This is a genomic window from Streptomyces sp. MS06, assembly GCF_047200655.1.
Taxonomy (GTDB): domain Bacteria; phylum Actinomycetota; class Actinomycetes; order Streptomycetales; family Streptomycetaceae; genus Streptomyces.
Map to the genome: position 1 here is coordinate 48,412 of NZ_JBJZOJ010000008.1, position 12,937 is coordinate 61,348.

A 12,937-nucleotide genomic window follows, 5' to 3' on the forward strand; every position below is an offset into this window, starting at 1 on the left:
TTTCGCCCTGCCCCAGCAGCATGTCCCGGCCCCGCTGCCGTGGCCATGCCGGACCGCCCATCCGGATGACCGCCCGCCGCGCCGCCCTGCCGTCCGGAAGCTGCCTGTGGACAACTCCGTCGCCGTCGGTCCGGGCCCCTATCGTGGAGGCAGTGGGTCGAGGGACGACGTACGGGGGACGAGACGATGCGCGGGACGGGCGGGATCGGCACGATGCCAGAAGTGACCGAGGTACCGGACGAGGCCGGGGTGCCGGACGGGGCCGGGACGCCGGATGAGGCCGGGGTGCCGGACGGGGCCGGGGTGCGGGATGAGGCCGGGGTGCCGGACGGGGCCGGGGTGCCGGATGAGGCCGGGGTGCCGGACGGGGCCGGGGTGCGGGAGGAGACCGGGCTGCCGGGCTGGGCTGAGGGCCCGGCCGTGCCCGGGGGAGACGCCGGGGCGGGGGCCCGGTCCGGCGACCGGAGCGAGGCGCTGGCCACACTGCACCGCGTCTTCGGCTACGACGCCTTCCGGGGCGAGCAGCAAGAGGTCATCGATCATGTGGTGGCCGGTGGGGACGCCGTCGTGCTCATGCCGACCGGTGGCGGCAAATCGCTGTGCTATCAGATTCCGTCCCTGGTCAGACGCGGTACGGGCATTGTCGTCTCGCCGCTGATCGCGCTGATGCAGGACCAGGTGGACGCGCTGCGGGCGCTCGGCGTGCGGGCCGGATTCATCAACTCGACGCAGGACTTCGACGAGCGGCGGCTGGTCGAGGCCGAGTTCCTGGCGGGCGAGCTGGACCTGCTCTACCTGGCGCCGGAGCGGCTCCGACTCGACTCCACGCTGGACCTGCTCTCCCGGGGCACCATCGCCCTGTTCGCGATCGACGAGGCGCACTGCGTGTCCCAGTGGGGCCACGACTTCCGCCCCGACTACCTGGCGCTGTCCCTGCTCGGTGAGCGCTGGCCGGACGTGCCGAGGATCGCGCTCACCGCGACGGCCACCCGTGCCACGCACCGGGAGATCACCGAGCGGCTGCACCTGCCTCAGGCGCGCCACTTCGTGGCGAGCTTCGACCGGCCCAACATCCAGTACCGGATCGTGCCGAAGGCGGACCCGAAGAAGCAGCTGCTGGGGTTCCTGCGGGAGGAGCACGCCGGGGACGCGGGCATCGTGTACTGCCTGTCCCGCAACTCGGTGGAGCGGACGGCCGAGTTCCTGAGCCGGAACGGCATCGAGGCCGTGCCGTACCACGCGGGCCTGGACGCGGGCACCCGGGCGGCGCACCAGTCGCGGTTCCTCCGGGAGGACGGGCTGGTCGTGGTGGCGACCATCGCCTTCGGCATGGGCATCGACAAGCCCGACGTGCGCTTCGTCGCCCACCTGGACCTGCCGAAGTCCGTCGAGGGGTACTACCAGGAGACCGGTCGCGCCGGGCGGGACGGGCTGCCCTCGACGGCCTGGATGGCCTACGGCCTGAACGACGTCGTGCAGCAGCGCAAGCTGATCCAGACCGGAGAGGGCGACGAGGCGTTCCGGCGGCGTGCGCAGTCGCACCTGGACGCGATGCTGGCGCTGTGCGAGACGGCCCGCTGCCGCCGCGGGCAGCTCCTCGCCTACTTCGGGCAGGAGCCCGAACCGGCCGGCTGCGGGAACTGCGACACCTGCCTCACCCCGCCGGAGTCCTGGGACGGAACCGTCGCGGCCCAGAAGGTGCTGTCGGCGGTGGTGCGGTTGAAGCGGGAGCGGGGGCAGAAGTTCGGCACCGTGCAGATCGTGGACATCCTGCTCGGCAAGCGCACCGCCAAAGTGATCCAGTTCGACCACGACCAGCTCTCCGTCTTCGGTATCGGCGAGGAGCTGACCGAGGGCGAATGGCGGGGCGTGGTGCGCCAGCTGCTGGCCCAGGGTCTGCTCGCGGTCGAGGGGGAGTACGGCACGCTGGTGCTCACCGACAGCAGTGCCTCCGTGCTGCGCCGGGAGCGGGAGGTGCCGCTGCGCAAGGAGCCGAAGAAACCGACCGCCGCCCGGTCCGCCTCGTCCGGCGCGGGCTCGGGCCGCGGCGAACGCAGGTCGAAGGCGGCCGCGGCCGAGCTGCCCGCGGAACTCCTGCCCGTCTTCGAGGCGCTGCGTGCCTGGCGTGCCGAGCAGGCGCGGGAGCAGGGCGTTCCGGCGTACGTCATCTTCCACGACGCCACCCTGCGGGAGATCGCCACGCTCCGGCCGTCCTCGGTGGCGCAGCTCGGCGGCGTCGCCGGCGTCGGCGAGAAGAAGCTGGCGACCTACGGGGAAGGGGTGCTCGCGGTGCTGGCCTCCCTCACCGCCGCGCAGGGAACGGAACAGGACGGTGCACCGGGGCCGGAGAGGACCGGCGGTACGTCGGAGGCGTCCGGCGCGCCGGCCTTTGCTGCCGCGGCCGCCCCGGACGGCGGACCGGCCCGGCTCGGGGATCCCGGCGCGGAGGAGGAGTGGCCCGGGGAGGAACCGGAACCCGACGACTGGATCTGACCGCTCAGCGCCAGCGGCTCAGCGCCGTCAGCCCCGGGGCGAAGGTGATGAGCAGCGGCAGCAGCGGTACCAGCGCCGCCACCGTCGTCGTCAGAGCCCGGTGGCGGCGGTTCAGCCGGGGCGGCGGTTCCAGCAGCCGGTCGACGCGCTCACCCAGCAGGTGCCGGCTGGAGGAGCAGGAGAGCACTCCGCGGTGCTGGTTCAGCTCGATCAGGGCGAGTGCCGTCGTCAGATGTCCGCAGCGTCGGGAGGCGCTGTCGTCGGCGGCCAGCTCGACGAGGCGGTGGGTCTGGTCGCAGAAGTGGGCGAAGAGGGGCACCCGGGGGAAGCCCGTGGCCAGCGCGGTCGACAGGTGCAGCAGCCAGTCGTGCCGGGCGCGCGCGTGATCGCGTTCATGGGCCAGGACCGCGTCGAGCTGGTGGGAGGTCAGCCGGTGCAGGGCGCCGGTGGTGACGATGAGCTGGGGCGGGTGGCCGGGCATCCACCAGGCGTCCGGGTACTCGTCCTCCAGCACCAGCAGCGGACCCCGCGCCGCGGGCAGCCCGGCGGGCAGGTCGGGGGCGCGTTCACGCAGGTGGGCGCGGGCCACACCGCGGCGTCTGCGGGCCTCCACCCACTCCCGGGTGAGCATCGCGGTCGTCCAGGCGGCACCGCAGGCCAGCAGCAGGGTGAGGGCGGCCGCCCAGAGCGGCGCCGTGGACAGGTCGTAGGCCTTGGCCACCGCAGGCGGTGCCGGGGCGAAGACCTGGGCGCGGACGGTGCCGAAGACCGCGGCGGCGCCCAGCACCAGCGCCGTCAGGTTGCACAGCAGGACCGTGGCGACCAGGCACTGCCACACCCACAGGGCGACGACCGGCTCCCGCTCGGGCCAGGCGGCCCGGGTCAGCGCACGGGGGGCCGGTACGGCGGCCGTCAGGGCGACGACGCTCAACAGGAGCAGGCAGAAGGTCATGCCACGGTCTCCGGATCCTGGTCGGAAGGAGGCGGTTGCGAGGGCGCGCCGGGATGGTGCGGGAGGTACCGGCGGGAGGACGCGGGAGGCAGGACCCGCGCCCGCCGCCAGTATGGCGGCCCTCCGGCCTCCCGTCAGCCCGCTGTGACCCGCCCCTTCACCTCGCCCAGGCCCACCCGGGCGCCGTCCGGGCCCGGAGCCCAGGCGGTCAGGGTGACCACGTCGCCGTCCTCCAGGAACGCCCGCTTCCCGTCGGGGAGTTCGAGCGGCTCCCGGCCGTTCCAGGTCAGTTCCAGCAGCGAGCCGCGCTGCCGCTCGCCCGGCCCGCTCACCGTTCCGGAGCCGTACAGGTCGCCGGTGCGCAGTGAGGCGCCGTTGACGGTCATGTGGGCGAGCTGCTGGGCGGCCGTCCAGTACATGGTGGAGAAGGGCGGCTCGGAGACGGTGTGGCCGTTGACGGTGACGGAGATCCGCAGGTCGTAGCCGCCGGGTTCCTCGGTGGCGTCGTCCAGATAGGGCAGCAGCGGGTGGGTGCGCTCCGGCGGGGCCGTGCGGGCTTCCTCCAGCGCCTCCAGCGGGGTGATCCACGCCGACACGGACGTGGCGAACGACTTGCCCAGGAAGGGGCCCAGGGGGACGTACTCCCAGGCCTGGATGTCGCGCGCGGACCAGTCGTTGAGCAGGCACAGCCCGAACACGTGCTCCCGGTAGTCGGCGAGCGCGACCGGCTCGCCGAGCCGTGAGGGCGTCCCCACGACGAAGCCGACCTCGGCCTCGATGTCCAGCCGGACCGACGGGCCGAAGACCGGGGCCGGGTCGTCGGGGCCCTTCCGCTGCCCGGACGGGCGGACGACGTCCGTTCCGGAGACCACGACCGTGCCGGACCGGCCGTGGTAACCGATCGGCAGGTGCTTCCAGTTGGGGGTGAGGGAGTCCTCCGCGTCGGGCCGGAAGATCTGGCCGACGTTCCGGGCGTGGTTCTCGGAGGCGTAGAAGTCGACGTAGTCGGCTACCTCGAAGGGCAGATGGAGGGTCACCGAGGAGAGTGGATGGAACAGCGGTTCCAGCACCTCCCGGTGGGAGGGCACGGTCACCCAGGCGGTCAGTGCGCGCCGCACGTCCGACCACGCGGTGCGACCCGCGGCCAGCAGCGGGTTCAGCGTGGGCTGCGCGAGCAGGGCGCCGTACGGGGAGCCGAGCGCCAGCGCGGCGGCTCCGGCGTCGAGTACGTGGTCGCCGAGCCGGACACCCACCCTCCGTTCGGTGGGGGACCCGGCGGGGGAGAACACGCCGTACGGGAGGTTGTGCGCTCCGAAGGGGTCGCCCTCGGGGACGTCGAAGGGGGGCATGCGGTGCAGCCTCGCTTTCGTGCACGTCGGACACGGCGGGGAGCCGTGTGTGGCATTCGTTCCCGGCACACGTTACGGCGGTGTCACCTGTCTTGGGCAGGGCCTGAAGAGTTCGCAATATCCGAACTGGAGGTAATGGTGACTCTGATTCCGATTTGTCGGTCTTCGGGGTCGGGCTTCAGCGTCGGGCTTCAGTGTCGGGTTTCGGGTACGGGCTTCGCGCTCTGGCCTCGGTGCCGGGCGGGGAGCGCAAGCGGTCGCGCGCAACCGGTCCCCGCCCGCCTCCCGCGGCCTTCCCGGCCCACCGGGCGGTCGTCCGGTTCGCGGCCTGCGCGGAGGTGCCGGCGGGCGGGCCCGTGCCGTCCGGGCCGGTTCCGGCGTCGCGGATCACCTGCGTGCGGGCGCGGTCGTGTGCGTTCCGGCGTCATCCGTTGTGTCGTTGTTCGTGCGCCGAATGCTCGGGGGAGTCGGTACTGCCGGGACAGATGTTCAAGTTCGAACAAGTGGTGAATCGGGGGAGTGAGGTGTCCGTATTCTCTGATCATGGCCGCACCCACCGCGTACTCACTCATTGCCACGGACCTGGACGGAACGCTGCTGCGTGGCGACGACACGCTCTCCGAACGGTCCCGCGCCGCCCTCACGCGGCTGGCGTCCGCCGGAGCCCGCCACCTGGTGGTGACCGGGCGCCCCGCTCCCCGGGTCCGGCCGCTGCTGGCGGACCTCGGCTGCACGGGACTGGCGGTGTGTGCGCAGGGCGCGCAGGTGTACGACGCCGGTGCGGGCCGACTGCTCTGGTCCGTCACCCTGGACCGGGAACTGGCCGAGACCGCGCTCGGCAAGATCGAGGCCGAGGTCGGGCAGGTGCGCGCCGCCGTCGACCAGGACGGGGCCGACGGGCTGACCCTCATAGAACCCGGTTACGTGATGCCCCATCCGACCCTGCCCGCGGTGCGGGTGGGGCGGCGCGACGAACTGTGGGCCGCGCCCATCAGCAAGGTGCTGCTGCGTCATCCGGAGCTCTCCGACGACGCGTTGGCGGCGACGGCCCGCGCGGTCGTCGGCTCGCTCGCCACCGTCACCATGTCGGGGCCCGGGACGGTGGAACTCCAGCCGTGCGGCGTCACCAAGGCGACCGGACTGGCCCTGGCCGCCGAGCGTCTGGGGCTCCCCGCCGGGCGGGCGCTCGCCTTCGGCGACATGCCCAACGACGTCCCGATGTTCCGCTGGGCGGCCCACGGCGTGGCCATGGCCAACGCCCATCCCGAGCTCAAGGCGGTGGCCGACGAGGTCACCTCGTCGAACGAGGACGACGGGGTCGCCGTCGTCCTGGAGCGGCTCTTCCCCTAGCGGGGCGGGACCGCGGACGGCGGCGACCCGCGTGGACGGCGACCCGCGTGGACGGCGACCGCCGCGAACGGCCGTCGCGGCGGTCGGTACGGCCTCGGGCGGAATCCCGCCGCGCCGGAGGGTGTGCGCCCCCGGCGGGCGGGACGGTGCGGGTGCGTGTCCCGCGCCGGAGCCGCGGGGGCGGTGCCCGATCGGCGGCGACCGCGCTATCTCAGTACGCGCCGAACACGTTGTCGATCGATCCGTACCGTGCGGCCGCGTAGTTGCAGGCCGCGGTGATGTTGGCGACCGGGTCGTAGGGGTCGTAGGCGGTTCCGGGCACGTGGTACGCGTTGAAGGTCGGGTCGATGACCTGCAGCAGGCCCTTGGACGGCGTGCCGGCGGCGGCGTTGGAGTCCCAGAGGTTGATGGCGTTCGGGTTGCCCGACGACTCGCGGATGATGTTGCGGTAGATGCCGTTGTAGCTGCCCGGAATGCCCTCCTCCGCCATGATCGCGAGCGACTCGCGGATCCAGCCGTCGAGGTTGTTGGGGTACCCGGCGAGCGTGGTCGTGGCGGCTGCGGTGCCGTTCGTGGTCGTGGCTGCGGACGCGGTGGTCGCGCCGATGAGCGGCAGGGCGAGCACGGCCGCACCCGTGCCGGCGACGGCGACGGTGCGGGCGATGCGGGACATGCGGGAACGGCGGGGCTGACCGGCAGCGAGCATGGTGGATTCCTCTCCGGCGCCTGCGAGGTGAGCTGTCGGGTTCGGGCTGGAGATGCCCGGCCGGGTCGCAGTGCGGCACGGCTTCACCCCTAGCCGGTCCGGCGCGTCGACAGGACGGGCCGGATCGGCGGCATACCTGGGTCCCCCGCTCCTGCCGCTGTGGGTGAGTTCGTAGATGGGTGGTGACGGGCGGCGGCAGGATTCGGCGTCCGCCCGACAGGCCGGGAACGTATGCGAGAGCACATGTCCGGAACAAGTACCGGATGCGCAGATCGCGGCTTCAAGGCATGATCAGCACCATTTCGACTGCTTGATCCTTTGCGGTCGCCAAGCCTCAACTGCGTTGTGCGGGCGGGGAACACGGGTGGCGGGGAGAGGGGTGGGGTGGTTGCCGCGAGTGAGCCAACTCACCCGTGTCGACAAGAGCGGCGAATCGGGCAATATAGTCAACTCGCCTTTATGTGGCGGGGAGTGGAGGGCGCTCCGGGAGGTGGTCGGTCCTGTCGGCGGCCGAGGCGCGCGGAGGGTGCTTTTCGTTGGCCCGCGTCGGAGCGAGGCCGGAGCGGCTCGGAAGACGTATCTCCGGTCGAGGGGCGCATCCTCGGCGGGGCGTATCGGAGTAATTCGTATATACGTGTCGAGAACCGGCGTGTGGTGCAGATCATTGTCCGGTTGGTTGTCCAGTTGGGTGTCCGTACGGCTGCGGAGGTGTCCGGTGGGCTGTCGAGCGGGTCCTTCGGTGCGCCGCATGGTGCGCCGGCCGCCGGGCGCCTGTGGAGGTGCTCCCCGGGGCTCCTGCCGGGGCGCCTGCGGAGGTGCTCGCGGGGGCGTCTGCGGAGGCGCCTGCGGAGGTGCTCGCGGGGGCGTCTGCAAGGGTGCTCGCGGGGGCGCCCCACGGGTGTGGGTGCGGGGGTGCCCCGCGGGTGTGGGTGCGGGCGCGACGGCGGGGCCGGGCCTCCGGGGGCGGCGGGGATTCCGCGGGTGGCAGGGGCTCCCCGGGTGGGGGCCGGGCGGCGCAGTACTCTGCGTTCGGCATCCGCGCAGGTGGATCGATAAATATCCGACCTTATCTGCTGATCAAAAAAATAACGGTCGTGATCCGATACCGCCTGGCCTGTAACCATGGGCGCTATCGGTGATCGAAACGTGACCGGATACGCTGACTCGAGTGATGGCAGCTACCTGTCGACAAACCGTGTAACCGCCAGCAGACACCAGCAGACAGGAGACCCCTCGTGACCGTCGTCGGGCCGTTCGGGCTGAGCGTGCGGGACCAGGCTCTGGAAGCCGATGTCCAGGCCGGATTGACGGCTGTCGAGGAAGGGCTGCTCGAGGCCACCAAGAGCGAGGTCCCCTTCATCACGGAGGCCGCGCAGCACCTGGTGCGGGCCGGCGGGAAACGCTTCAGGCCGCTGCTCGTCATGCTCGCGGCCCAGTTCGGCGACCCGTACGCGCCGGGTGTGGTGCCCTCGGCGGTGGTGGTGGAGCTGACCCACCTGGCCACGCTGTACCACGACGACGTCATGGACGAGGCCGCGGTGCGGCGCGGCGTACCCAGTGCGAACACCCGCTGGGGGAATTCCGTGGCGGTTCTGACCGGCGACTTCCTGTTCGCCCGGGCCTCGCAGATCCTGGCCGACCTGGGCCCGGAGGCGGTACGCGTACAGGCACTGGCGTTCGAGCGGCTGGTGACCGGGCAGATCCTGGAGACGGCCGGTCCGACCGACGGACGCGACCCCGTCGACCACTACCTGGACGTACTCGGCGGCAAGACGGGCTCGCTGGTGGCGGTGTCCTGCCGCTTCGGGGCGATGATGTCCGGTGCCGACGAGACGGTCGTGGACGTGCTGACCCAGTACGGGGAGCGGCTGGGTGTCGCCTTCCAGCTCGCGGACGACGTGCTGGACATCGCCTCCGACTCGCACGAGTCCGGGAAGACGCCGGGTACCGATCTGCGCGAAGGCATCCCCACGCTGCCCGTGCTGCGCCTGCGCGAGCGGGCGGCGCGGCTCGGCCTGGCGGAGGACCTCGAGCTGTGCGAGCTGCTCGACTCCGACCTGAGCGACGACACCCGGCACGCGGAGGCCCTCGCCGCGCTGCGCGCGCACCCGGCGCTGGAGCAGGCGCGGCGAGACACGGTCCGCTACGCGGAGGAGGCGCGAGCCGCGCTCGGCCCGCTGACGGAGTGCGACTCCAAGGTGGCACTGGTGGAGCTGTGCGACGCGGTGGTGCATCGCGCCGGGTGACCCGTCCCGGTGACCTGCCCGGTGACCTGCCCCTCCCGTCCGGCCCGTCCGGCCCCTCCTGCCCGCATCCGACCTGACCCGGCCTCACCCACCCCTGGCGCCGCCCGACCCGCGCGGTCCGTAGGCTCGGATCCCGTCCTCCGCGGGCCGCGTCCTGCCGCCCGGCTCCGCCCGCGCCGGTGCGGAGGCCGTCCCGAGGCCCCGGCGACAGCCCGGGAAACCCCTACGGGTCGGGAGGAGTTGGCAGGCTTCGTGTCATACCGCAGCAGTACGCCGAGTTGAGTCCGCGGTCTGACGACTCCGCTCCGCCGATTTGGTCAGATGGAGACCAAGGAAACACCGATCCTCACCGATTCGGGTGAGAATGGCGGCTTGGTGGCACCCTGCACGGTGACGATACGCAGGCGTGGAAGACCGGACGGACAGCCGCCGCCGACGACGGAGGTAAGGCACACATGGCACCGTACGAATCGGACGACGGCACGACCGCGGGGGAGGCCGAGAAGGTCCGCGCGGGACGGCGCAAGGCCTCGCGGTACGCGGTCCCGGTCGCGGTGGTGGGGGTGGCGGCGGCGACCATCGGGATCGTTCCCGCGCTCGCCGACTCCGGTGACCCCGACCTCCCCGAGATCAGCGCCCGGCAGTTGCTGGAGAAGGTCGCCGCATCGGACGTCGAGCAGATGTCCGGCACGGTGAAGATCAACACGGATCTGGGGCTGCCCGACCTCGGCGGTCTGGCCGGCGGGCTCGCCTCCGGGCTGGGCGGCGCCGGCGGCGGTCATGACTCGGGGTCCGCGGCCGACCCCTCTTCCCGGCTCATGGAACTCGCCACCGGGACCCACACCCTGCGGGTCGCCGCCGACGGGCCGGACCGGCAGAAGGTCTCACTGCTGGAGAACGCCGCCGAGTACAGCGTCATCCACAACGGCAAGGACGTCTGGGGCTACGACAGCGCTTCCGACGAGGTCTACCACTCCACCGCCGACGGCACCGCCCGGGACCACCGGAAGGACCGCCGTTCGGGCGAGGACTTCCCGGCCACCCCCGGGGACTTCGCCGACGAGGCGCTCAAGGCGGCCGACGGCACCACGTCCGTCACGGTCGACGGGACCGAGCGCATCGCCGGCCGGGACGCCTACAAGCTGCTCATCAGGCCCCGGCAGTCCGGCACCACCGTGGGCGCCGTCAGTATCGCGGTCGACGCGAAGACCGGTACTCCGCTGAAGTTCACGCTGACCCCGGCGAGCGGCGGCGCGGCCGTCCTCGACGTCGGTTTCACCAAGGTGAGCTTCGCCGCGCCGGCCGCGTCGACCTTCGACTTCACCCCGCCGAAGGGGGCCGAGGTCACCGAGGGCGACGACCGGGGCGGGCACCCGGACCGGACCGGCCGGATGCCGGGCAAGGACCTCGCCGGGAAGTACGACGGCCTCAGGACGATCGGCGAGGGCTGGAACACCGTCGCCGTCCTCGACACGGGGGGCAGCGGTATGCCCTCCGGCTCGGCGGCCGACGGCGGCCTCGGCGGCTTCCTCGGCTCGCTCGGCGACCACGCCAGCGGCAAGTTCGGTTCCGGCACGGTGTTCTCCACCCGCCTGGTCAACGCGCTGATCACCGACGACGGCAAGGTCTACGTCGGTACGGTGGACAAGGCCACTCTGGTACGGGCGGCCGACGCGGCGAAGTGAGCGCGCGGGGCCGGGACGAGCAGGTGAGGGGAGCAGCCCATGGGCGACGCGTCCGCCACGGCGGAGGGAGGGCGGCCGAGCGGGGGCAGCCCGGGCGGTGCCCCGGGCGCTTCGGGTGACCACCCGGCCCACCCGGGCGGTGTCGAGGCGGGCGGTGCCCCGGCCTGCTCGGGCAGTAGCCCGGCGGGCGGTGGCCCGGCATCCTCGGGCGGGGAGCCGGTCGTTCGCACCCGTGGGCTCACCAAGCGCTACCGCGGCGGGCAGCTTGCCGTGGACGGGCTCGACCTGACCGTTCCGGCCGGCAGCGTCTTCGGCTTCCTCGGCCCGAACGGCTCCGGCAAGACCACCACGATCCGCATGCTGATGGGCCTGATCGAACCGACCTCCGGCACGGCGCGTGTCCTCGGGCAGCCCATGCCCCGGGCCGCACGCGCCGTGCTCCCGCAGGTGGGCGCGCTCATCGAGGGCCCCGCCCTCTACGGATTCCTCTCCGGCCGGGACAACCTGCTCCGCTACGACGCCGCCGATCCCACCGCCGACCCGCGCACCCGGCGGACACGGGTCGCCGCCGCGCTGGACCGCGTCGGGCTGACGGCCGCCGCCGGCAAGAAGGCCAGGGCCTACTCCCTCGGCATGAAACAGCGGCTGGGGCTCGCGGCGGCCCTGCTGCAGCGCCGCCGCCTCCTCGTCCTGGACGAGCCCACCAACGGTCTCGACCCGCAGGGCATGCGGGAGATCCGCACCCTGGTGCGGGAGCTCGCTTCCGACGGCACCACGGTCTTCCTCTCCTCCCACCTGCTCGACGAGATCGAGCAGGTGTGCAGCCACGCCGCAGTCATGGCACAGGGCCGGCTGCTCACCCAGGGCTCCGTCGCCGAGTTGGCGGACCGGGTGCGCGGCCGGCTGGTGGTGACCACGCCCGACCCGCAGCAGACGGTCCGGGTGCTGAAGGAACGGGGCGTCGGCGACGTCCTCGTCGCCGGGGAACGGGTGACCGGTGAGCCGCCCGACGGGGAACTGGCCGACATCAACGCCGCGTTGGTCGCCGAGGGCGTCCGGGTGCGCGGCTTCGGGGTGGAACGGGGCTCCCTGGAGGACGCGTTCATGGCTCTCACCGGGGAGGGATTCGATGTCGCGGGCTGAGACCAGCGGGGCGACCGCCGCGGCCACCGACGCCACGGCCGACACCGGCACCGGCACCGGCACCGGCACCGACACCGGCACCGACACCGACACCGGCACCGGTACCGCCACCGCGGTGGGCGCACCGAACCCGCTGTGGACGCTCGGCCTGTTCCGCAGCGAACTCCTCACCACCCTGCGGCGCTGGCGCACCCTGGCACTGCTCGGCGTGCTGGCAGCGGTGCCCGTGCTGGTCGGGATCGCCGTGAAGATCGAGACGGGTGACGGTTCCTCGGCGCGGCACGGCGGCGGAGGAGGGCCGGCGTTCATCTCGCAGGTCACCAACAACGGGCTGTTCCTGGTGTTCACGGCGCTCGCCGCCACGCTGCCCTTCTTCCTGCCGATGGCGATCGGGGTGATCGCGGGCGACGCCGTCGCCGGCGAGGCCGCCGCGGGCACCCTGCGCTACCTCCTGGTCGCCCCCGCGGGCCGGTCCCGCCTGCTGCTCGCCAAGTACACGACCGTCATGGCCTTCTGCCTGCTGGCCACCCTGGTGGTCGCGGTCTCCGCGCTGGCCGTCGGCGCGCTGCTGTTCCCGCTCGGTGACCTCACCACGATCTCCGGCACCCGGATCGGCTTCGGCGAGGGGCTCGGCCGGGCGCTGCTGATCGCGCTGGTCGTCGCCGCGTCCCTGATCGGGGTGGCCGCGCTGGGACTGTTCGTGTCGACCCTCACCGGCAGCGGTATCGCGGCGATGGCGACGACCGTCGGCCTGCTCATCACCGTGCAGATCCTGGACCAGATCCCCCAGTTGCACGCGATCCAGCCGTACCTCTTCCCGCACTACTGGCTGTCCTTCGCCGATCTGATGCGCGATCCGGTCTACTGGGACGACCTGCAACGCAACCTGGGCCTCCAGGCCCTGTACGCCGCCGTGTTCGGTTCGGCGGCCTGGGCCCGCTTCACGGCCAAGGACATCACCGACTGAGATCCTCTCCCCCGAAGCCGGCGGCCCGATCCGCCGTTCGGGACCG

At 72.6% G+C, this 12,937-nt stretch carries 9 protein-coding genes and 1 riboswitch; of the genes, 6 read left to right on the forward strand and 3 right to left on the reverse strand.

Annotated elements, in window-relative coordinates; genetic code table 11:
- Nucleotides 1-420 precede the first annotated feature (420 nt).
- Complete coding sequence (recQ, locus tag ACL02U_RS05915; protein WP_412789648.1) at nucleotides 421-2,493, forward strand: DNA helicase RecQ; 2,073 nt, start codon at nucleotides 421-423, stop codon at nucleotides 2,491-2,493.
- A gap of 4 nt (nucleotides 2,494-2,497) precedes the next feature.
- Here recQ and ACL02U_RS05920 read toward each other — a convergent pair whose 3' ends face one another.
- The gene (locus ACL02U_RS05920; RefSeq protein ID WP_412789569.1) at nucleotides 2,498-3,445 is read right to left on the reverse strand and encodes a M56 family metallopeptidase; all 948 of its coding nucleotides are present in this window, start codon (nucleotides 3,443-3,445) and stop codon (nucleotides 2,498-2,500) included.
- 134 nt (nucleotides 3,446-3,579) lie between these two features.
- The gene (gene fahA, locus ACL02U_RS05925; protein WP_412789570.1) at nucleotides 3,580-4,794 is read right to left on the reverse strand and encodes a fumarylacetoacetase; all 1,215 of its coding nucleotides are present in this window, start codon (nucleotides 4,792-4,794) and stop codon (nucleotides 3,580-3,582) included.
- 543 nt (nucleotides 4,795-5,337) lie between these two features.
- Between fahA and ACL02U_RS05930 the strand changes: the two genes are divergently transcribed.
- A complete protein-coding gene (locus ACL02U_RS05930; RefSeq protein WP_412789571.1) occupies nucleotides 5,338-6,144 on the forward strand; it encodes an HAD family hydrolase in 807 nt (268 codons plus the stop codon).
- A 211-nt stretch (nucleotides 6,145-6,355) separates the two neighbouring features.
- Here ACL02U_RS05930 and ACL02U_RS05935 read toward each other — a convergent pair whose 3' ends face one another.
- Complete coding sequence (locus tag ACL02U_RS05935) at nucleotides 6,356-6,850, reverse strand: transglycosylase SLT domain-containing protein (protein ID WP_412789572.1); 495 nt, start codon at nucleotides 6,848-6,850, stop codon at nucleotides 6,356-6,358.
- Between the two features lie 4 nt (nucleotides 6,851-6,854).
- Nucleotides 6,855-7,026, reverse strand: a riboswitch (cyclic di-AMP (ydaO/yuaA leader).
- Between the two features lie 1,059 nt (nucleotides 7,027-8,085).
- Between ACL02U_RS05935 and ACL02U_RS05940 the strand changes: the two genes are divergently transcribed.
- The 4 genes from ACL02U_RS05940 to ACL02U_RS05955 all read left to right on the forward strand — a co-directional run bounded on the left by ACL02U_RS05940 (nucleotide 8,086) and on the right by ACL02U_RS05955 (nucleotide 12,891).
- Nucleotides 8,086-9,096: a polyprenyl synthetase family protein gene (locus tag ACL02U_RS05940; RefSeq protein WP_412789573.1), complete on the forward strand. Its 1,011-nt coding sequence runs from the start codon at nucleotides 8,086-8,088 to the stop codon at nucleotides 9,094-9,096.
- A 455-nt stretch (nucleotides 9,097-9,551) separates the two neighbouring features.
- On the forward strand, nucleotides 9,552-10,781 hold the full coding sequence (locus tag ACL02U_RS05945; protein WP_412789574.1) for a LolA family protein: 1,230 nt from the start codon (nucleotides 9,552-9,554) through the stop codon (nucleotides 10,779-10,781).
- Between the two features lie 39 nt (nucleotides 10,782-10,820).
- A complete protein-coding gene (locus tag ACL02U_RS05950) occupies nucleotides 10,821-11,924 on the forward strand; it encodes an ABC transporter ATP-binding protein (protein WP_412789575.1) in 1,104 nt (367 codons plus the stop codon).
- A complete protein-coding gene (locus tag ACL02U_RS05955; protein ID WP_412789576.1) occupies nucleotides 11,911-12,891 on the forward strand; it encodes an ABC transporter permease in 981 nt (326 codons plus the stop codon). The genes ACL02U_RS05950 and ACL02U_RS05955 overlap by 14 nt, the downstream gene beginning before the upstream one ends.
- Nucleotides 12,892-12,937: the final 46 nt, after the last annotated feature.